The following is a 20,865-nucleotide window of genomic DNA, read 5'->3' as shown; positions in this document are numbered from 1 at the left end:
CTTTGCAGAATCGTTCTGCGTGGATGGGTCGACTGCATCGCCGAAGCTAACGCGCGCGGAAGCGGGTTCCGAGGACGATTCGGGGGCGATACCGGGACACAACGGGAACGATTCGCGCGAGCGGCCGGAGCGATTTGCGACATCGGCATGAGGTTTTCGTAAAAGCGTTCGGCGCGTCACAGCGGGAGTGAGCGCGCATGCCGATCGCGGTTCATCTTGCGCGGCTTTCCGACCGACGGCGCTGCGTTGTCGCCCGTCGATTCACGACGACGCATCACGCGAGCCCCAAAACACGATGCGTCCTGTAGGAGCGACGCGAGTCGCGACCGCGAAATCACGTCTGCGACGAAACCCACACCGTAGTCGCATTGCCGCGGTCGCGGCTCGCGCCGCTCCTACAGGGCCAGCCCGAGATTACGACGCGCTCAAGTGGAAACCCGAATCAGTTCGCTTCGCCCAACAACTCCACCTCGGCCAACTCGATTCCGCCCTGTCCCTCGCCATCGTTGACCAGGCGCAATCGATACCGCGCATACGCCGCCGGTTCGCGTATCGCGAACGCGCGGGTCTGTCGACGCCACGCAAACGCCTCATCGCGGCGCTCCTCCAGCGTCACCCATTGCGCGCCGTCATTGGAACCTTGCAAGGCCCAGGCCTGCGGATCGCCACGCTTGTTCGACGAGGTCAACGTGTACACGCGCACCGTGGCGGCGGTCTTGAAATTCCAGCTCAACAACGGCATCGGCGCATTGAGCCGCACCGCGGTGGTCGCGTCGTTGTCGAACAGGCCCGCCGCCTGCTTGGCGTTGAGCCCGGCCACGGTCGCATTGTCGCGCCGGCTCAGATCGCGTAGCGGCGCCGGCGTTTCGCCGTCGGCGCTCAGCGATTCGGGCAGCGCCTGCGGCGTGCTGGCCCAGTTCGACGGCGATGGGCCCATGCGGAAATCCAGCACCGCGCCCTGCGCCAACAATTCGTGCGGCAGACTCAACCGGTCCCAGGGCTGGCCGTTGACCTTCAGCGACTGCACATAGCGATTGCGCTCGCTCACCTTGGGCGCGTTGATCCGCAGTTCCTTGCCGTTTTCCAGGCGGATGCTCATGTGCTCGAAGCGCGGCGCGCCGATCACGTACTCGGGCGAGCCCATGCGCAAGGGATAGAACCCAGCCGCGCTGAACAACCACCACGCCGACATTTCGCCGTTGTCCTCGTCGCCCGGATAGCCTTGGCCGATCTCGCCGCCGACGTACAGGCGATCGAGAATGTCGCGCACCTTTTCCTGGATCCGCCACGGCTGCCCGGCCGCGGCGTACATATACGGAATATGGTGCGAGGGCTGATTGCTGTGGCCGTACTGACCCATCCGCACGTCGCGCGCCTCGATCATTTCGTGGATCACCCCGCCGTAGCTGCCGACCTCGAACGTGCCCGGCGTGGCGAAGAACTGATCGAGCTTGTTGCCCAGCGCAGTGCGGCCGCCGTACAGCGCGGCCAGACCGGCGCCGTCCTGCGGCGCGTGGAAGGCCATGTTCCAGGCATTGGTCTCGGTGTAGTCGCCGCCCCAGCGGGTCGGGTCGAATTCGCTCGCGGTGTAGCGCCAGCGGCCATCGCGATGGCGACCGACGAAGAAGCCCACGGCCGGATTGAACAGATTGACGTAGCCCAGCGCGCGATTGCGGTAGTACACCGCGTCGTCGGCGTAATGCTCGCGGTACGGATCGTCCCCGGCCGGTTCGCGCGACAAGGCCGAAGCCAGCCGGCCGATCGCGAAATCGTTGATGTAGCCGTCCATCGACCACGACAGGCCTTCGTCGACCGTGCTGTCGGCATAACCGCTGAAGATCGCGCGTTCGATGCCCTTGCGTCCCGCGCCCGGCACCGTGCTGACGCTGGACGCGTTGCGGATCGCCGATTGATAGAACGAACGCACATCGAAATTGCGCACGCCCTTGAGCCAGGCATCGGCGAAGGCGACGTCGGAACTGGTGCCCACCATCAGGTCGGCATAGCCCGGCGAAGACCAGCGCGCGATCCAGCCGCCGTCGCGGTACTGCTGGACGAAGCCGTCGATCATCTCGCCGGCCGCGCTCGGCGTGAGCAGCACGTAGGCCGGCCACGCGCTGCGGTAGGTGTCCCAGAAACCGTTGTTGACGTAGACCTTGCCGTCGACGATCGCCGCGCCGGTGCGTTCGCCGCTGCTCGCGCCGGCCGCGGGCGAGAACGGGCTGGCGTACTGATACCGCGGGCTTTGCGCGCTGCCGGTGTTCTCGTAACCGCTGTTGGGGTACAGGAACAATCGATACAGATTCGAATATAAGGTCGCGCGCTCGTGTTCCGGCGCACCGTCGATGCGGACGATGCCGAGCTTCGCGTCCCAGGCCGCGCGCGCGCGTTCGCGCACCGTGTCGAAATTGTCGTCGGCGGCGATTTCCAGTTCGAGATTGCGCTGCGCCTGCTCGACCGAAATCAGCGAGGTCGCGATGCGCAGGCTGACTTGGCGCTCTCGCGCCTGCGCCAGATCGAAATCGAACCAGGCCGAGACGCGATCACGGCCGGCGCTCGGCGCCTCGCGCTTGCCGTCGCGCGCGGGCTGATCGAAACGCGCGTACAGATACAGCCGGCTCGCGCCGGTCGACAGCTTGCTCTTGCTTTCGGTCCAGCCGCTCAGGCCGCGACCGTCCGCATGCGGGACGATGTCGCCGTGTTCGTCGCGCTGGTCGAACAGCAATCGCGCCTGCGCATCGGGATAGGTGAAACGCAGGATCGCGGCGTGGTCGGTCGGGGTCAGTTCGGCGATCAGGCCGTTGTCGAACCGCACCTTGTAGTAATCCGGGCGCGCGGTTTCCTGATCGTGGCCGAAGCTCAGCGCGCGCTTGCCGCGATCGAGTTCGACCGCGCCGGCACCGAGCGCCGGCAGGATGTGGAAACTTTGGCGGTCGCCCATCCACGGGCTGGGTTCGTGCGACAGCGCGAAGGCTTCGATGCGCGGCCGGTTGTCGTCGCCGTTGCGCTCCTGGTACTGGTAGATCCAGTGGGAACCGGCGTTGGTGGTCGGCGTCCAGAAATTGAAACCGTGCGGCAACGCGACCGCGGGAAAGGTATTGCCGCGCGAATAACGGCTGTTGGAATTGCTGCCGCGACGGGTGTCGACGTAGTCGCTGGGATGCTGCGCGGCCTGCGCGTCCGACACCGGCGCGATGCTCGCCGGGCCGATGCGCAGATCGTCGAGATAACCGCGATAGGCCAGGCCGCGATCGCCGTCGTGCACGACCAGGATCTGGCGGATGCGCCGCCCGGCCGCGACCTCGCCGATGCGGCTGGTAACCGCGTTCCATTGATCCGGATACAGCAGCCGCGCCTGGCCCTGGCCGCGCGCGGTCAAGGCGAAGCCATGACGATCCAGCGGCGCGCGCTGCGACAGGCGGCTGCCGTCGTCGAACAGCAGATCGATCGCGACATAGGTCGAGGCGTTGCGCAGATTGTCGAGCGGCGACACCGCGGGCTGTCCGGGCACGACCGGCTGATTGGCGGCCGACAGCGGGAACACCTTGTAAGACAGTTCACTGTCCTTGCCGACCGCGATATCGACATTGAACACCTGCGCCTGCTGTTCGCCGCCGCCGATGCCTTCATAACGCAGCGAACGCAGCCCGCTGAAACCGACCTCGGGCTTGGCGGTCAAGGCCGCGGCCGCGGGCGGGCCGCCGTCGGCGCTCAAGCGCGGGCTGTCGGCCGGGCCCAGCGCGAGCGGCGGATCGGCCGTTTCGAACGAGGTCCAGAAGGTCCGCGCTGGCTTGGCGACCGCGCCCTGGGCCATACACACGCCGATCAAACCGGCCAGAGCCGAAATCCAGGCGCCGTTACCCGCCTTGCCGCCCCGGCGATTGCTGCTGTTTGCCGACATGCCCGCTCCCGTTCACGCGGGCGATCTCGCCCGTGATTCGCCGTGGCACTGAAAACGTTACCACCGCCCCTTGACCTCGATTTGAATCGATCTAAATCGAGCTTGTCAAACCGCGACGCAGCATCTGATGACCGCTTCACTCTGCAAAAAAACCAATTCAGACAAGCACTTGTGACACGCGATCCGCGCCGTATTCACAGAGCTTTGGCACAGCTTTTGCGTCAATACCTCGCAATGTGATGCAAATCACATTTCATTCGGAACTGCTTCACCCTCTGAAACCTCCCCCGCCACACGGATCTCGGTTGCCCATGCCGATACAGCATCGTCTTGCCCTCTCTATCGCCTTGGCGACCGCAGCCGCAACTTGTCCTGTTACGTCAGCTTTTGCCGTTACGCGTCACGAAACCGCCTCCAACCCCCTGCCCGAAATCGAGCGCCTGCGCTCCGACCGGCAGTGGCTGGCCGCGCTTGCGCGCATCGAACGTGCACAAATACAGCGTCCGGACGACGAGCAACTGTACCGGCTGCAAGTGCTCACCCTGGCCGACCTGGGCGGCGCCGAGCGCGCCTGGGCCCTCGCCGAGGCGCGGCCGGCGCTGTTCAGCGATGCCGAACGCCAGCGCCTGAGCTCGGACCGCCTGGCGCGCCGGGTGCTGTGGGGCACCCTGTTTCCGGAGAACGAAGCGCAGCGCCTGACCGAGATGCGCGACGCCCGCGGCATCCTCGAACAACACCGCGCCAACCAGACCCCGGCGCAGCAGCAGGCCGAACTGCGCACGCGGTTCGACGAACTGGTGATGCTCAACCATCTCGAGCGCCACGCCGAAGTCGTGCAGCGCTATCGCGCGCTGCAGGCCGAGAACGTGCAACTGCCGATGTACGCATTGGCCAAGGTCGGCGCATCGCTGCTCGCCGACAAGCATCCCGAGGAAGCCGCGAGCGTGCTCGAGCACGTCGTGCGCGAGTGGCCCGAGGACAACGACTCGCAGCTGCAGCTGGCCTACGCCTATTCCGAAAGCGAACGCTTCGACGACGCTTACGCGCAACTGGACAAGATCAAGGCCGCCGAGCCGGCGTTCGTGCGGGTCAAGGGCGCCAAGGAAAGCCACGAGAACTGGCGGCACTACGACGCCGACAGCCACCAGACCATGATCCGCCTGTACGGCGAAGACACGGTCGGCGCGCAGCGGCGCCTGGAGGAAATGGCCGCGATCGGACCGAACAACGCCGGCCTGCAGAGCGATCTGGGCGTGACGTATCAAAAGCGCGGCTGGATCGATCGCGCGCTGGAACGTTTCCAGATGGCCAACACCCTGGAGCCGACCAACGTCGGCGCGCGCATCGGCCAGATCGGCGCGTATCTGGAACACGATCGGGTCGATCTCGCGCGTCCGATCCACGACGAGTTGCTGGCCAATCGCGCGCGCGACGTGCAGGTCAAACAGATGGCCGAATCCTGGGACCGGCGCCTGGGCTGGCAATGGCTGATCGGCACCGCCGGCGGCCGCAGCGACGCGCACGGCAGCGGCGCGACCGCCTCGCCGCTGGGTTCGCGCGATGCCGAGCACCGTTTCGAAATCATGAGCCCGCTGATCCACGACCGCTGGCGCCTGACCGCGCATGCGCGCGACGCCTGGGCCGATTACCCCGACGGCGATCTCGGCACCGATCGCGTCCACGACCGTCGCAGCGGCGTCGGCGGCCTGTATGCCTACGATCGCCTGACCGCCGGTTTCGGCGTCGATCGCGCCAACGATCGCTGGCTCAACAGCAGCGACCGCACGGGCTATTACCTCGATGCCGGCTGGCGTTTCAACGATCTGTGGCGCGGCACTGCGTCGTGGTATCGCGGCACGCCCGAAGCTTCGTTGCAGGCGCGCCGCGCCGGCATCGACGCCGATGCCTTCAGCCTGGGCCTACGCTACACGCCGAGCGAACGCACCTCGCTTAGCGCCAGCGCGCAGCAACTGCGCTACAGCGACGACAACACCCGCACCGCATTCGGCTTGAGCGGCGCGCAGCGTCTGTACACCCAGCCGCATCTGTTGATCGACGGCCTGGCCGATCTGGCGACCAGCCGCGCCAGCCGCCGCGACGCCGAAGTGCCCTACTTCAATCCCAGCCGCGACGCGTCCTTGAACCTGGGCCTGCGCATCGATCACCTGGCCTGGCGCCGCTACGAGCGCCACTTCCGCCAGCGCCTGACCGTGCAGGCCGGCCCGTACCGGCAACAAGGCTACGGCAGCTACTGGGTGCCGCAGCTGCGTTACGAACACGAATGGCGTTTCGCCACCGGCCGCACGCTCGACTACGGCATCAACTGGTCGCGCCCCGTCTACGACGGCGTGCGCGAGGACCGGCTGGGCTTCGATATGACTTTCCGTTGGGGTGAGCAATGAGCGGTTCGATGGGCGGCGCGATGCGGCGCTGGATGATTGTGGTGTTGATGCTGGCGATGGCGAGCGTGGGTTCGGCCTGGGCCGCGGATGCGAACACCGCCGCGCAAGCGCCGGACATGACCCGCGTCGAGGTAGGCAACGGCGAACTGCTCGTGCTGAGCTACCACGACATCCGCGACGACGTCGCGCGCAAGGGCGACCCCGACGCCTACGCGGTCAGCACCCAGAACTTCGCCGCGCACCTGGACTGGCTGTCCGGCCACGGTTATCGCCCGGTGCCGCTCAGCGAGGTCATCGCCGCCTCGCGCGGCGGCAAGCCGCTGCCGCCAAAAGCCGTGCTGCTGACCTTCGACGACGGCCTGCGCAGCATCTACACCCACGTGTTCCCGCTGCTGCGCGCGTACCGTTATCCGGCGTTGATGGCGGTGGTGACCGGCTGGGTCGATCTGCCGCGCGAGCAGCAGGTCGACTACGGCCCGCGCATGTTCACCCACGACGATTTCGTCACCTGGGATCAGTTGCGCGAAATGCAGGCCTCGGGCCTGATCGAGATCGCCTCGCACAGCGACAACCTGCACCGCGGCGTGACCTCCAACCCGCAGGGCAACACCATGCCCGCGGCGATCACCCGCGAATGGAACACGCAATCGCAGCGTTACGAAACCGAAGCGCAGTACCTGGCGCGGGTGCGCAAGGACCTCACCGACAGCGCGGCCAAGATCAAGCGCGAACTCGGCGTCGCGCCGCAATCGGTGGTGTGGCCGTACGCGGCCTACAACAGCCAGACCAACGCGATCGCCGATCAGCTCGGCATGACCGTGACCTTCGATCTGGAAGGCCGCCACCAGAAGATCGGCGCCGACCTGCACGGGTTGGCGCGTCTGCTGATGTTCGACAACCCGACCGTCAACGATCTGGCCTATGAGCTGCGCCACGATGAAGAACTCGACGGCGTGCGCGCGCTGCAGATCGATCTGGACTACGTCTACGACGCCGATCCGGCCCAGCAGGCGCGCAATCTCGACAAGCTGATCGAGCGGGTCAAGCAGATCGGCCCGAGCCACATCTTCCTGCAGGCCTTCGCCGATCCCGACGGCAACGGCTCGGCCGACGCGCTGTACTTCCCGAACCGGCACATGCCGATGCGCGCCGACCTGTACAACCGCGTCGCCTGGCAGCTCAAGACCCGCGCCCACGTCAAGGTGTTCGCGTGGTTGCCAGTGCTCGGCTACGAACTGCCCGACGCGGCCCTGCGCGAGCGTCTGGCGATCAAGGCCAGCAATCCGAAGGAAACCTTCCGCCTCAATCCGTTCGCGCCCGACACCCGCCGCATCGTCGCCGACATCTACGAAGACCTCGCGATCAGCGGCTACACCGAAGGCCTGCTGTTCCACGATGACGCCTTGCTGCGCGACGACGAACTGCGCGGACAGGCGCCGGCCGATCCGGCCGCGCGCACCGCCGCGCTGATCGACTTCACCCAGGAACTCGCGCGCGCCGCCGGCAAGTGGCGGCCGAAGCTGATCACCGTGCGCAACCTGTTCGCCGCGCCGGTGCTCGATTCCAAGAGCGAGGCCTGGTTCGCCCAGGACCTGGCCGCGTTCAACCGCGCCTACGACTACACCGCGGTGATGGCGATGCCGTGGATGGAGAACAGTCGCGATCCGCAGGCGTGGATGGATCATCTGGTCGCGCAGGTCAAAAAGTCGCCGCGCGGCCTGGCGCGCACGATCTTCGAATTGCAGACGGTCGATTGGCGTCAGTGCGACAAGCCTGACCGGCAGAGCCGCTCGACATGCCCTATTCCCGCCGCGCGTCTGAAGGCCATGGCGCATCGCCTGCAGGCCGACGGCGCGCGCCACCTGGCCTGGTACCCGGACAACTTCATCGACGATCAGCCCTCGACCCGCGACGCGCGCGAAATCATGTCCGCGCGCGGCTTCCCTTACCTCGAGCGCTGAGCGGCAACCCGCCGCCCAGCGCATCGGAACGATCGTCCCGAGACCGTCATGAATCAAGCCGCTAGTCCGCTGCTCGCCTTGCTGTTCCAGTTCGCGTTCTTCTATCCGATCGTGATGTCGTTCTTCTGGATTTCCGGAGGGTTGTACTACTACTTCCGCCGCGAACGCGGTTCGCTGCCGCGGACCACGCCGCCGGCGATGGACGACGCACCGTTCGTGTCGATCCTGATCCCGTGTCATAACGAAGGCGACCACGTCCACGAAACCATTGCCGCCGCGCTGGCCCAGCGCTATCCGCAATTCGAAGTGATCGCGATCAACGACGGCAGCCGCGACGACACCGGCGACAAGCTCAACCGTCTCGCCGCCCAACATCCGCAACTGCGCGTGGTCCATCTGGACCGCAACCTCGGCAAGGCCAATGCGATGCGCATGGGCGCGCTCGCCGCGCGTTCGGAGTATTTGGTCTGCATTGACGGCGACGCGTTGCTCGACGAGTACGCGACCCACTGGATGGTCTGGCACCTGTGCCAGGGCGCGCGGGTCGGCGCGGTCACCGGCAATCCGCGCATCCGCAATCGCTCGACCTTGCTGGGGCGTCTGCAGGTCGGCGAGTTCTCCTCGATCATCGGCATGATCAAGCGCGCACAGCGCGTGTACGGCCGCATCTTCACCGTGTCCGGGGTGATCTGCGCTTTCAGACGTAGCGCCCTGCACCGGATCGGTTACTGGTCCGACAGCATGGTCACCGAGGACATCGACATCAGCTGGCGCCTGCAGATGGATCATTGGGACATCCGCTACGAACCCAACGCGATGTGCTTCATCCTCATGCCCGAAACCCTCAAGGGCCTGTGGAAGCAGCGTTTGCGCTGGGCTCAGGGCGGCGTCGAAGTGCTGATGCGCCACACCCGCGATCTGTTCTCGTGGCGCAAGCGCCGCATGTGGGCGGTGCTGGCCGAGTATGTGTTTAGCGTGATCTGGGCTTACACCATGGCCTTGATCATCGCGTTGTGGGCGATCGGCCTGTTCGTCGAACTGCCGCTGCAGTTGCGCGTGACCACCTTGTTGCCGTCGTGGCACGGCGTGATCCTGGCGCTGATCTGCCTGCTGCAGTTCGCCGCCAGCATCATCATCGACCGCCGCTACGAAACCGGGGTCGGTCGCAACTACTACTGGATGATCTGGTACCCGATGGCGTACTGGTTGTTGAGCTTCGCGACCACGGTGACCGCCGTGCCCAAGGCGCTGCTCAAGCGCCGCGGTACCCGCGCGACCTGGGTCAGCCCGGATCGGGGCATCAGATGAGTACCGACCAGATGAATACGGATATTCGCAATGCCGCAGGCGGCACCGGCTCCGGCCGCCCGGTCAAGATCAATCCGAACGCGCACAAGCACGACTCGCGCCTGATCCAGAAACCCGGCGCGCAGCGCGCGTTGCCGCGCACGATGTGGGGCGTGATCACCGGCGCGTTCTGGCTGGCGTATCTGTATCTGTGGACGCCGGTGGTGACCTTGCTGATGTGGTTGCTCGGCATCCGCAGCGTCGCCTCCGAGTTGTACCTGCGCAAGCACGAGGTCGATCCGTTCCTGATGCTCGCCCTGCCCGCCACCGCCGGCGTGGTGGTCGCGCTGCTGCTGATCTGGGCCGAGTACAACCGCTGGCGCTTCGCCGCCAAGAGCAGTGAGCGGCGCGGGCAACAACGCGAAGTCGGCCTGGATGAAGTCGCGCGCGGGCTCGGCGCCGATGCGCAGGTCGCGCAGGCGCTCAACGCCGGCCGCGTCAGCGTGCTGCACATGGACCCGAACCACGCGGTGCCGCTGTCGGTCACCGCGGTGACGCCGACCCTGCCCGCGCAACCGTTTCCGCCGACCGCGCCGATGCCGCGCTTCACCCGTCAGGCCGCTCCCGGCAACGGCTGGATGGTGGTGCTGGCGTTGGCCACGATCGCGCTGGTGGTCGGCGTGCTGTTGCTGGTGTCGCAGGCGTACCGGCAGATCGAGAGCAGCGCGCCGATGCGCAGCGTCGAAGGGACGCCCGGCATGGATCGGCCCGCGTTGAGTGCCGAACAACTCGCCGAACAGACGCAAGCGATGGTGGCGCGCCTGTCCGACGAACCGATCAAGCTCGCCAGGGCAATCGCCGCGGCGGTGGAAAAAGCCGAAGCCGAGCGCATCAACGCCGAGACCGAGCGCTCACGCACGAAAACCCGCGCGAACGCCAAGCCCCTTGCCACCAACGCCAAACCGCGCCCGCTGCCCGGATTCAGCCCGAAACCGCCGTACCCGCTGGAAGCCCAGCGTCATCGTGAAGGCGGCCTGGTGAAATTGAAGGTACAGGTATCAGCCGCCGGACGCGCGCTCAAGGTCGATCTGCTCAAGCGCAGCGGCCATCGCGATCTCGACCGCGCCGCGATCAACACCGTGCGCACCTGGCGTTTCGCGCCGGCGGTGCGCAACGGCAAGGCGATCGCGGCGGTGGTGATCGTGCCGGTGGAGTTCAAGCCACGGGACTGAACATAAATCCAACCACCAGACCACCCGAAGAAGCCGAAATCCGCCATGGCTTCACCAAATGCCGCGAAAAGAGGGGGCGATGATTTCGCCCCATTTTATTTCAAGCGGTCAGATTGCTAACCACATTCAAGTTACTACCCCCACCACTGATATTGGCGATGATATTCGACCGCACAGCATTGCCCACCACGCTGACGCTGTTCGGATTGGACAACAGATTCACGCCATACCCCACGTTGCCGTTGATGCTGTTGCCGCTGAGCGTGGCCCCGACACAGGCCGCGCCCAGTACCACGCCGTCCGTGCATGCGGTGATCAGGTTGCCGACGATGTTCACGTCGTCCGCCTCGCATTGGATGCCGACGTGGCCGTTGCCATAAATCTGATTGCCGGTCACCACCACTCCGGCGCACCCGCTGTCGAGGCGGATGCTGGCCGAGGTATTGGCCGAGAACCAGTTGACGCCGATGGACATATTGTCGGCGTAGTTGCTGTAGATGCCGAACCCGCAGGAATCCAGATCGTTGAGATCGATCTTGTACGACAGCAACGTCGACGCCTCGGACGCGCCGGCAATGGAAACGCCGGCCGCGCCGCAAGCGAAGAACGTGTTCTGGCGGCAATACAAGCCTTCGCAATAGTCCTGAACATCCAGGCCGATGCCGGACGGGATGGTATAGAACTCGTTGTCGCGGACATGCAGATCGATGCTGTGACTGGCCGCGGTACCGGTCCAGAGCACGCCCTTGCCGTTAGGCGCGAAATTTTCGCCGTCGTTGTTGATGATCTTGACGCGAATGGTGCGGTGGCACTTCACTCCGCCGTAGAGCTTGTTGTTGCCGTAGAAGACGCAGCGCTCGACCCTGGCGTTGGTCACCAGATTCATGCTGACCGCATAGCCGCCGGTGGAGATCACCGTTTTCTCGAACGTCAGTCCGCGCACGTTGATGTTCGCCCGCGCAGTGACGCCGTCGCCGATCTCGATGTGGTTCGCGGTGGCCGAATCCGAAGATAGGCCGGCGGAACGACCGACAATACCGATATTGCTGCGGTTGACGCGGATCGGGTTGGCGCCGAGGTAGTAGCTGCCCGGCGGGAACACCAGTTCCATCGACACATCGCCGGCACGCGAGGCGATGGCGTCCTCGATGTAGTCCCGCAATGGGGTCGTATTGGTGGCCGCGCGAATGCCGGCATGAAGCGCCACGGGAATAAAATCCAGCACGGAAACGGACACGCCGTCGCCGTCCAGGCTCAGGCTTTGCTGCGCCGAGCCCGCGGAATCGGACTCGGCGAATAGATTCGTGGTCATTGCTCACTCTCCTGTTGGGCGTCATTGCCGTCGACGGAATCGACATGCACGACTTTGCGCCCTGCATGCCTCAGAGAATGAGACGTTCCATGTCAAGCCGCGGGGTCTCGCGACCGTGCGATCCAACCTCTACTCCGCTAGCGGCACCTCCAGCCAACTCGCACCCAACCACTCGATCCGCAACGGCTCTCCCGCATCCGCCAGCGTCTCATCGCTGACATCCTTGCCGCTGCCGTAATTGATCTGGTCCTGCGGCGACTTGCCCGGCCACAGCAGCGCCACCACCCGGCTGCCGGGCTGGAACTGACGGCTGCCCAGTCGTCCAGCGCTGAAATCGAAACGCTCGCGCCGGCCCGGCGTGAGCAGGCGGCGATACTCGCGATGCCCTTGGTAACTCAGCCGCGACTGATAGCGCGCCAACTCGACGTACTCGCCTTTCGCGGTGAGTTCGTACAGATCGACATGCAGGTCGAGATCGCGCTTGTTGGTCTTGAGCTCCAGATGCCCGCCGAACAAACCGCTGTATTCGACCGCCTGCGCGAACGGCTCGCTGACCAACACCACGCTGCCGACCGTGTCGATGGCCGTGTCGACCGCATTGCCGCCCGGACTGATCCGATCGACATCGCCACGCTCGGCCAGATTCAAGGTCTGCACGATCGGCGCCACGTTCTTGTCCGCCTTCTCGCTCAGCGTCCAAGTGCCGTTCTCGCGCGCCGCGCCGAAATGCAGGCGCAACCGGCGCGGCCCCATCGCCGCCAGCGACGGCGCGTGCTTCCAGACATTGGCGCCCATCACTTCGTAGTTGATCCGATCCTTCAGCAACGCCGGCTTGGGCGCGCCCTTGAACACGTAATCGAACCACTGGTAGCGCAACTGGCCGATGTCGATGTGCGCGACCGGATCGACGGTATAACCGCGCACGCTGTTGCCGGCCACCACGGTGCCGCGCTGGCCGCTGAAATGATCGTAGGGGCCGACCACCAGGTAATGCTCGGCCTTGGGTCGATAGCGGTAATGCTCGCGCAGATGATGCAGCGCGCCGATCTGGGCGCCGTCGAAATACCCGGTGGTGGTCAACACCGGAATATCGATCGCGCCGTACTCCTGGCCATACGGGATCATGCTCTGCCAATAAGCGTCGTAGTCGGGATGATCCAACCAGCGCCGATACAGCACGTTGGTGGTTCCGTCGATCTTGTCGCGCTCGCGGTAGGCGCCGCCTTCCACATACCACTGCCGGAACATCCGCCGCCAACGCGAGTTGTCTTCATACGGCGCGTTGTCCAAGGTCTTGTTGTTGGCGACATAGAACGGCCAGTAATGCTGAAAGCCGTAGAAGATGCCGCCTTCCATCGGCACGTCGATCCCCGGCGCGCCGGTCACCGACGGCATCATCGCCTTGAGCGCCTTCGGCCGGTGCTTGGCCGTGGCCCATTGGGTAAAGCCCTCGTAGCTGCCGCCGAACATGCCGACCCGCCCGTCGCTCCAGTCCTGCGCCGCGATCCAGTCGATCAACGCCGCCGCATCGGTGCCGTCGTGCTCGTACGGCACCGGCGTATCGGGGCTGCAGCCCTTGCCGCGACTGAGCCCGGTCACGCCCGCATAGCCGTTCGACGCGCTGCGCCGCGCTTCGTTGAGCATCGTCGCCGGATTGGCGTAGATGGTGAAGTTGAGCAGCGTGGGCAGCTTGGCCGGCGCGGCACGCTGGCGCACGATCAGCGCGCACACGGTCGCGCCCTCGGGCGTGCGCACCGCGACATCGCGCTGGATCTGATAACGCCGCGCATCGTCGGCCGCCAGCAGGTCGGCGGCCTGCGCCTTGAACTCGCGATAGGCCGTGGCGATCAAGTACAGGCGAACCAGCGCCAGCGCGGCCGCCTGATCGATCCGCGGCTTGTCCTTCTGCGCCGACAGCGCGGCGTCCACCGCCTGCTGCTCCGAGGCCAGGTCGAACTGATCGCCGCCGAACCCGCGTATCGCGATGGCCGCGGCGCGATCGTCCATCGACCCGAACGCCGCCTCGAAACTACGCCGGAACGCCGGGTCGAAATCGATCCGCTCGCGCGCCTGCAGTTGCTTGCTGGCGGCGTAGATCTCGTACTGCGCCATCGTCGCGCGCTGCTGCGGCGGCCCGCCGAGCGGCGATAGCCGGCGCAGTTCCTCGATCGACGCCAGCGCCTGCGGGTACTGCCCGGCGACGATCTGCAAGCGCGCGGCATTGCCCAGGTAGCGAACCCGATCGGCATCGGTGTAATCGGCCAGAACCTGCCCGGCGAGCTTGGGCATGGCCCGATCCAGCTCGGCGCGGTCGTCGATCGCGGTGGCGGGGAACGGATAGTCCGAGGCGGCGAACGCCGGGCCGGACAGCAACGACAGCACTACAAGACAAACCGCGACAGCGCGAAGCATCCCTTTCTCCCCGGGCCGCGAAGGGCGGCCGTATTGCCATGGATGAGCGAACGGGGCAAATGGTCGCATGGCCGCGATACTAACTTGCGGGTCGGAGTATTCGGGAGGGGCCGATGCGACGGAGCCGGCGATAACCGGAGCGAAACCGCCCGCGAACGGTGCGACATCGGGCAAGCGACAACTCGCGGACGCACGGACTCGTCCTGAGGCCGGCATATCGAGTGCGGCGCGGACGTGACCGCTGCTCCACGATTTCAAGCGAGTATCGGGCCCTCAGGTGGCCGGAAACGGTCGGCCCGCGCTGGAACGTAATCCCGAACGCAACAGGCCGAAGTCAAGCGGATCGAGTGTCGGCGCTCGCCGCAAGCCGGCAACTATCGCCGCGGCTGGATGCGGGATAGCTCTCGCAGTTAACAGACCGGGCCTTCCGTGGCCCGGCGCTGCTTACTACTATGTCAATCCCGTCCGATCTTTCGAGAAGACGCCGTGCTTGGCGGCACTCTCACTGAGCTGATGAGCCTTCGAATGACGCTTGTGCCTGGACCCGCGTTACACCACGGACGTCAACTTGAGCGTGCCGTACTTCTGGCGATACAGATAAAGCATCGGACGCACGACGCGGATGTATTCCTCCATCGCGTCGACATTGACCTGATCGATGCTGCCTGCGTTATCACCCGACTGCACGAACCGTATTCCGTACTCGCCGATATCCAGCAACTGCTCCGCCCACTGCGCGAGGGTTTCGTCTTGCTTCCACGCCGCGGGATTCAACATTCCCAGAATGGCCAACTGCTCCTGCGACAACGCGCGGGCCTGGATCTGTGAGTTGACCGCATTGCGGTAGCTTCCGATGTAATCCTTGGCGACTTCCGCCGCCATCGAGATCAAATCGCCGACGCTGGCGGGGCCCGAAGTCGGAACGAAGGCGGTCATCGCTTTGACCAGTTCCCCCATCGACTCCCTTTGCGCATGCATCTGACCGTACACACCCCAGACCAGAGCGACGCACTTGGCGCACTTCTGCATGTTGTTCATGTAGGGCTGTTGCAGGGTCTGCTGAACCGACGTGTTGATCTGCGCCGTCCACTGGTCGGCGGGAATGTCCTGGACCCGCTTGAGGTTGTCGTATACCAGGGCCTTGATGCTGAAATTCCGCAACGGAGTCTTTCCCTTGGCGTTGCTCGGATAAACGTTTTCCCATCCCATTGCATGTCTCCTTCGTGGTATATGAGCGCGCGGCGCACAAGAGGCGCCGCGCACCGGCGTGATCTGTTCGGTTCTGTTCGCGGTCATGCCGGCACTACATGCCTGGCGCGCCTGATCGCGCCGCGGCCCCGATGCGACGCTTCGTCAGGCTTGGATCCGTGCGATCAATCGCACGTCGACGTGGCGGCAGCCTCACTCCCTCCTGGCTTGAGCCGCTCTTTTGTTAAACGTCGCGACCGCGCCGATGTGAAATCGGAACGGATGTTGCCGCTCGAATAGATCGGGAAACTGGCGGTTACTCGACCGACAGCTGGAATCCAACCCCCTGCTTCGGCTAGGGCTCGCGCCCGCCATGGCCCGATCGCTATTCCTGCTTCTCGGGAAACTTGAATCCGATATAGGTACCGGAACTCAAGCCCATCAGTCCCAACAGCGTGGCGCTGAATTCCGGCATGCTCAGGTTGTTGTAGACCGACGACATGAACATGATTCCAAGCACGATCGTCCAGGCGAAAATCTGGAAGCGATGGAAGGAGTAGCCATGGCGATCGGCCATCACGTCGCGAAGAAATCCGCGTGTCGCCCGCGCCGATTTCGTCGACTCCAGCGATGACAACTGCTGCTCGGTCTGGGCGATCCGCATTCGCGCCTGTTGAATCTGCTTGTCGAGGTTGTCGCGATGGGCCAGGTCGTCGGGCGACCCCGGGGCTCCCAAGTCCAGCGCGGCGCGCCTGGATTGCAAGTCGGCGACGGTCTGCTCCAGCGCTTGTCGTTCCGCCCACAGCCCGCGTCGCTGTTCCAGGCGAGCAGTGCTCTTGCCGGAATCGATCAACGCTTCGCTCAACGCCGTGCCGGCGCTGATCCCCATCAGTCCGAGCAGCGATGCGGTGATCGTGTCGAGCCGGTCGGTGACCAGCCAGATCACCAGGTAAGAGACGTAGATAAGAAAGAACCAGAACGCCATCTGGGTGCGGCCCAGGTTGTAGGCCTTGGCCCGTCCGCAGGCCGGATCGGAGCCCGGGTCGCGAATGATGCTGGTCTTGCGCGCCAGCCGGACGAACAGCACCAGAGTGAGCAAAGCAACGATCGCCGCGATCACGCCGTACACGGGAGAGATGATGACCATCTGGATCGGATTGCGTTCGTCGTAGATGGTTTCGAACGGCGAACGATCCTCCAGTCCGACGCTGAATCTGACCGGCCGTTGGATGCTCCCCGGCGCGCCGAGCAGATCCGTCCACAGTTCGGTGTTCTCGGGCTTGATCTTCAGATGGAAAAAAAGACGGCCGTTACGCGGGTGGACTTCCTCCGGGTAGTTGCCGCGAATCGCCCTTCCGTCGATGAAAGGAACGAGCTTGGCCGGGTCGTTGGTGGCCGACCACTCTTTCAAGTTCGCCACCGTGACCCTGGCGATATCGTTGAGTTCGATGATTTCGTCGACGCCGGTCACTTTCGGGATCGCTATCGGCGCCGGCGCGGAATTGCCCGAGTTTGCATTTTCCGTGGTGGCCGCAATCGCGCCGGTGGATGTCGCGACGCCCCGCGTATCGGAGACCTGCGCGCAAGCCGGGTGGAATGTCGCGCAAAAGAACACCAGCGCCAGTACAGGCGCGAAAGCGAGCTGATGTGAAATCCTGTTCGACATGATCGTTATCCGCGCGAATCCTTGAAGGAGAATTCCCTGACACCCCGGCAACCAGGGCGATGCGGTCAGTGGTTCGGGTTGGCGAACCGCGCATAGGCATTCGCGAGCTTGGTGTCATAGCGATTCTTCGCGAAACCCGGCCCGTTGTACGCCGCCGCGAAGCCTTCCCAATTCCGGTTCCGCAATGCATTGAGGAATCTCGGGCGGGAGATAAAGCGGGCGAACGCGGCCAACTGGGCGTCCGCGCTGTCCTTGTGTGCGGCAACAAAGCCATCGACATCGTCGAATCCGCACATGGCGTAGTTGAAACCCATGATCTGGAACGCGCCCCAGCTCGCGGACTTCAGGGCGGCGACGCTGTCAAGCGCAATGGCGGCGTCGAGCCGCTTCCATTCGCCCGCCACCGACCCGGAATACTTGGTCCGGTCCCAGCGTGGGTAGCTCAGCCCGGGATGGCTGGCGCCGAAGCGTCCCTTGGTCTGGCGATGGAACACGTGGCCTTCGAAAAGGATCTTGGGAAGTTGCGAAGGCGAGCGCATGAATCCGCTGCCGGACGATTCGACAACCGCGACGGCTCTCAGGCAGGCTTCATCCACTCCAAGCGTTTTCGCTATCAGCTTCCACGCCTGCGGCGAGATGACTCGGTTCATGGCACTCTCCTGCGACCCGGATGGCTATCGACGATGTGCGCGGCGAAGACAGGCGGATAGTGAGTCCAATAGTCGACGCTTGCTGCCGCACGCACCTTTCATTCAACGCAGGAAGGGCTGACGCGTGAATCGCGTCGTGCTCGAGCGCGGTCAGCGGGCGTGCGCGCAACGCCTGTAAGCGCTTGCGCGCCAGCGGCTAGTTGATGTCCAGATGCCCGGCGATCGCCGAGCACGTTTGCAGATCGATAAAGCGCGGCGCGAACAAGCGCCGCCGGTCGCGGGATGTCTTCCCCGCTTGCGAACCGCCGTACCGTCACTTGCTGGACTTCGGCCTGGACAGGCCGCCCGAGTTGTTCGGGCCGCTATTTACTTGAACGCCGCAGCCTTGCCGACGTGAATCGGAACGGGGGCGACCGATCGCAAAAACGCCGAGGTCGATGACATGATGAAGAAAAGGCGAAGTGAGGCCAGGCGGCTAGTGGAAACCCGCCGAGCGTATGCCGCTGGGTGCGCCGGTCGCCAGCGCACGCTTGCCGACGTGGACACCTTTGTATGTACTCACGTCGCTCTGCCGGCGACTGGAACGGTCAGGCAATCCCAACGCCTGCGAGATCTGCGCGTCGGTAGCGTGCGAGCTACCTGATTTGCACCAGCACCTTGCCTTTGGCGCGGCCGCCATCCGCGTAGGCCAAAGCTTCGTGGGTATCCTTGAACGGGAATACTCTGTCGACGACCGGGTGGATCACGCCTGATTCGACGAGGCGAGTGATCTCACCCAACTGCGCGCCGTCGGCGCGCATGAAGACGAAGGTGTACTCGACATTCTTCTGCTTGGCCTTCGTGCGGATGCCACGGCTCAACAGGCGCAACACCAGCTTGAGCGGCCACGCCAGTCCTCGAGCGGCGGCGAACGCCGGGGTGGGCGGCCCGGAGATGGAAATGAGATGGCCGCCGGGCTTGAGGATCTGCAGGGATTTGTTCAGTTCGTCGTTGCCCAGACTGTTCAGCACCACATCATAGTCACGAAGCACCGTGGCGAAATCCTGCTGCTTGTAATCTATTACGACGTCCGCGCCCAAGGCCTTCACCCAGGCGATGTTGGCCGTGCTCGTGGTCGTGGCGACAAAAGCGCCAAGGTGCTTGGCAAGCTGGATGGCAATGCTGCCGACGCCGCCGGAACCGGCATGAATCAGCACTTTCTGCCCTGTTTTCAGCTTGGCGGTTTCGACCAGCACCTGCCAGGACGTCAGGGCCGCCATGGGAAGCGAAGCGGCCTCGACCATGCTGAGGTTCGTGGGTTTGAGCGCCAGCGACGATGCCTTGATGGCGATGAACTCGGCGAAGCCGCCGATGCGATCATCGTCGGGGCGTGCATAGACTTCGTCGCCCGGCTTGAATCGATCCACGCGCGCGCCAACGCGCACCACCGTGCCGGCGACTTCGTTGCCCAGAATCAGCGGCAAGCGATAGGGAAGGATCAGCTTGAACTCGCCGCTGCTGATCTTGGAGTCCAGCGGGTTGACGCCCGCGGCGTGGATCTGGATCAGGACATCATCGTCCCGCAGATCCGGCTCGGGCATGTCGCCGATGCGGCCGGTTTCCTTCTTGCCGTACCGATCGATGATGAAGGCTTTCATGGGGATGCGCCTGTGGGTGGGTTGTCCGGCTTGGCCGAAGTACGGTGTCGTGGCGTCGAACTGGGAAGGCGCTGAGCGCAGCGCCTTTATCGCGGTCTCGCGAGCAGACTTACTGTGCGCGGGCGTCGGTCAAGGCCGGGTAGTCGATGTAGCCCTCGGCGCCACCTCCGTACAACGTCGCCGGATTCAAGGCCGCAAGCGGCGCGCCGGTCTTCAAGCGTTCGACCAGATCGGGGTTGCTGATGAATGCCCGGCCAAACGCGAACAGATCTGCCTTGCCCTCGGCCAGGCGGGCGCTAGCCAGTTCCAGGTCGTAACCGTTGTTGACCAAGTAGGTGCGCGTGAAGCGACGGCGCAAGCCATCGAAGTCGAACGGCGCCACGTCGCGCGAGCCGCCTGTGGCGCCTTCCACCACATGCAGGTAGACGATACCCAGCGCATCGAGTTGTTCGACGAGGTAGTCGTACTGCGGCTGCGGGTCGCTGCTGGAAATGGCCCCGGCCGGCGATACCGGCGAGATACGCACACCGGTGCGGTCGGCGCCGATCTGCTCGACCACCGCGGCGGTGACCTCCAGCAACAGGCGCGCGCGGTTCTCGATGGAGCCACCGTAGGCGTCGGTGCGCTGGTTGGCGCCGTCCTTGATGAACTGTTCGAGCAGATAGCCGTTGGCGCCATGAATTTCCACTCCATCGAAACCGGCCGCGATGGCGTTGGCGGCCGCCCGGCGGAAGTCCTCGACGATGCCCGGCAGTTCGTGGATTTCCAACGCTCGCGGCTCGGAGACATCGGCGAAACCGTTGTTGACGAAGGTCTTGGTGTGGGCGCGGATGGCCGAAGGGGCCACCGGCGCGATCCCACCGTGCAGATCGACATGCGAGACGCGGCCGACATGCCACAACTGCGCGAAGATGCGCCCGCCGCGGGCGTGGACGGCGTCGGTGACCTTGCGCCAGCCATCGACCTGGTCCTGCGTGTACAGGCCGGGAGTGTCCTGGTAGCCCTGGGCCTGGGCGGAGACCTGCGTCGCCTCGGTGATGATCAGACCGGCCGAGGCGCGCTGCGCGTAATAGGTAGCGGCCAGCGCGCTGGGCACCAGGCCGGCGCCGGCGCGGTTGCGCGTCAGCGGCGCCATCACGATGCGGTTCGCGAGGGTCAACGGGCCGAGTGTGTAGGGCTGGAAAAGCGTCGTGTTGGTCATGTCGTGTCAGAGATGG

At 64.9% G+C, this 20,865-nt stretch carries 12 protein-coding genes; 4 read left to right on the top strand and 8 right to left on the bottom strand.

Features of this window, described 5'->3' with window-relative positions; translation table 11 throughout:
• Nucleotides 1-442 precede the first annotated feature (442 nt).
• Nucleotides 443-3,901 carry a GH92 family glycosyl hydrolase gene (locus ASD86_RS14920; protein WP_235567766.1) on the bottom strand — a complete coding sequence of 1,153 codons (3,459 nt, stop codon included), beginning with the start codon at nt 3,899-3,901 and terminating at the stop codon, nt 443-445.
• A 311-nt stretch (nt 3,902-4,212) separates the two neighbouring features.
• On the opposite strand from ASD86_RS14920, the gene pgaA reads away from it, so the two are divergent.
• The 4 genes from pgaA to pgaD all read left to right on the top strand — a co-directional run bounded on the left by pgaA (nt 4,213) and on the right by pgaD (nt 10,783).
• Nucleotides 4,213-6,303, top strand: a complete 2,091-nt coding sequence (gene pgaA, locus ASD86_RS14915; RefSeq protein WP_162253671.1) for a poly-beta-1,6 N-acetyl-D-glucosamine export porin PgaA — start codon at nt 4,213-4,215, stop codon at nt 6,301-6,303.
• Between the two features lie 116 nt (nt 6,304-6,419).
• On the top strand, nt 6,420-8,264 hold the full coding sequence (pgaB, locus tag ASD86_RS14910; RefSeq protein ID WP_235567782.1) for a poly-beta-1,6-N-acetyl-D-glucosamine N-deacetylase PgaB: 1,845 nt from the start codon (nt 6,420-6,422) through the stop codon (nt 8,262-8,264).
• Nucleotides 8,265-8,312: 48 nt separating this feature from the next.
• On the top strand, nt 8,313-9,572 hold the full coding sequence (gene pgaC / locus ASD86_RS14905; RefSeq protein ID WP_056111904.1) for a poly-beta-1,6-N-acetyl-D-glucosamine synthase: 1,260 nt from the start codon (nt 8,313-8,315) through the stop codon (nt 9,570-9,572).
• Nucleotides 9,569-10,783 carry a poly-beta-1,6-N-acetyl-D-glucosamine biosynthesis protein PgaD gene (pgaD, locus tag ASD86_RS26010; RefSeq protein WP_082578364.1) on the top strand — a complete coding sequence of 405 codons (1,215 nt, stop codon included), beginning with the start codon at nt 9,569-9,571 and terminating at the stop codon, nt 10,781-10,783. The genes pgaC and pgaD overlap by 4 nt, the downstream gene beginning before the upstream one ends.
• Nucleotides 10,784-10,883: 100 nt before the next feature.
• On the opposite strand, the gene ASD86_RS14895 is transcribed toward pgaD, so the two are convergent.
• The 7 genes from ASD86_RS14895 to ASD86_RS14860 all read right to left on the bottom strand — a co-directional run bounded on the left by ASD86_RS14895 (nt 10,884) and on the right by ASD86_RS14860 (nt 20,849).
• The gene (locus ASD86_RS14895; RefSeq protein WP_056111901.1) at nt 10,884-12,095 is read right to left on the bottom strand and encodes a right-handed parallel beta-helix repeat-containing protein; all 1,212 of its coding nucleotides are present in this window, start codon (nt 12,093-12,095) and stop codon (nt 10,884-10,886) included.
• Between the two features lie 129 nt (nt 12,096-12,224).
• Entirely contained in the window at nt 12,225-14,507 is a 2,283-nt protein-coding gene (locus tag ASD86_RS14890) for a CocE/NonD family hydrolase (protein ID WP_162253670.1), read from the bottom strand.
• A 549-nt stretch (nt 14,508-15,056) separates the two neighbouring features.
• Nucleotides 15,057-15,803: a hypothetical protein gene (locus tag ASD86_RS14885; RefSeq protein ID WP_157476658.1), complete on the bottom strand. Its 747-nt coding sequence runs from the start codon at nt 15,801-15,803 to the stop codon at nt 15,057-15,059.
• Nucleotides 15,804-16,080: 277 nt separating this feature from the next.
• Nucleotides 16,081-17,361: a hypothetical protein gene (locus tag ASD86_RS14880; protein WP_157476656.1), complete on the bottom strand. Its 1,281-nt coding sequence runs from the start codon at nt 17,359-17,361 to the stop codon at nt 16,081-16,083.
• A 65-nt stretch (nt 17,362-17,426) separates the two neighbouring features.
• On the bottom strand, nt 17,427-18,011 hold the full coding sequence (locus ASD86_RS14870; protein WP_082578362.1) for an N-acetylmuramidase family protein: 585 nt from the start codon (nt 18,009-18,011) through the stop codon (nt 17,427-17,429).
• Nucleotides 18,012-18,646: 635 nt separating this feature from the next.
• The gene (locus tag ASD86_RS14865; RefSeq protein WP_056111880.1) at nt 18,647-19,648 is read right to left on the bottom strand and encodes an NADP-dependent oxidoreductase; all 1,002 of its coding nucleotides are present in this window, start codon (nt 19,646-19,648) and stop codon (nt 18,647-18,649) included.
• A 109-nt stretch (nt 19,649-19,757) separates the two neighbouring features.
• Complete coding sequence (locus tag ASD86_RS14860) at nt 19,758-20,849, bottom strand: alkene reductase (RefSeq protein WP_056111877.1); 1,092 nt, start codon at nt 20,847-20,849, stop codon at nt 19,758-19,760.
• Between the last annotated feature and the right edge of the window lie 16 nt (nt 20,850-20,865).

This window comes from Lysobacter sp. Root690, from assembly GCF_001427785.1.
In the GTDB taxonomy this organism is placed as follows: Bacteria; Pseudomonadota; Gammaproteobacteria; order Xanthomonadales; family Xanthomonadaceae; genus Lysobacter.
This window is presented reverse-complemented; position numbering and strand designations above follow the sequence as displayed.

What these genes read in the sequence shown, in the direction of transcription:
- ASD86_RS14920 (WP_235567766.1), bottom strand. Translation starts at nt 3,901, where the DNA reads ATGTCGGCAAACAGCAGCAATCGCCGGGGCGGCAAGGCGGGTAACGGC.
- pgaA (WP_162253671.1), top strand. Translation starts at nt 4,213, where the DNA reads ATGCCGATACAGCATCGTCTTGCCCTCTCTATCGCCTTGGCGACCGCA.
- pgaB (WP_235567782.1), top strand. Translation starts at nt 6,420, where the DNA reads ATGACCCGCGTCGAGGTAGGCAACGGCGAACTGCTCGTGCTGAGCTAC.
- pgaC (WP_056111904.1), top strand. Translation starts at nt 8,313, where the DNA reads ATGAATCAAGCCGCTAGTCCGCTGCTCGCCTTGCTGTTCCAGTTCGCG.
- pgaD (WP_082578364.1), top strand. Translation starts at nt 9,569, where the DNA reads ATGAGTACCGACCAGATGAATACGGATATTCGCAATGCCGCAGGCGGC.
- ASD86_RS14895 (WP_056111901.1), bottom strand. Translation starts at nt 12,095, where the DNA reads ATGACCACGAATCTATTCGCCGAGTCCGATTCCGCGGGCTCGGCGCAG.
- ASD86_RS14890 (WP_162253670.1), bottom strand. Translation starts at nt 14,507, where the DNA reads ATGCTTCGCGCTGTCGCGGTTTGTCTTGTAGTGCTGTCGTTGCTGTCC.
- ASD86_RS14885 (WP_157476658.1), bottom strand. Translation starts at nt 15,803, where the DNA reads ATGACCGCGAACAGAACCGAACAGATCACGCCGGTGCGCGGCGCCTCT.
- ASD86_RS14880 (WP_157476656.1), bottom strand. Translation starts at nt 17,361, where the DNA reads ATGTCGAACAGGATTTCACATCAGCTCGCTTTCGCGCCTGTACTGGCG.
- ASD86_RS14870 (WP_082578362.1), bottom strand. Translation starts at nt 18,011, where the DNA reads ATGAACCGAGTCATCTCGCCGCAGGCGTGGAAGCTGATAGCGAAAACG.
- ASD86_RS14865 (WP_056111880.1), bottom strand. Translation starts at nt 19,648, where the DNA reads ATGAAAGCCTTCATCATCGATCGGTACGGCAAGAAGGAAACCGGCCGC.
- ASD86_RS14860 (WP_056111877.1), bottom strand. Translation starts at nt 20,849, where the DNA reads ATGACCAACACGACGCTTTTCCAGCCCTACACACTCGGCCCGTTGACC.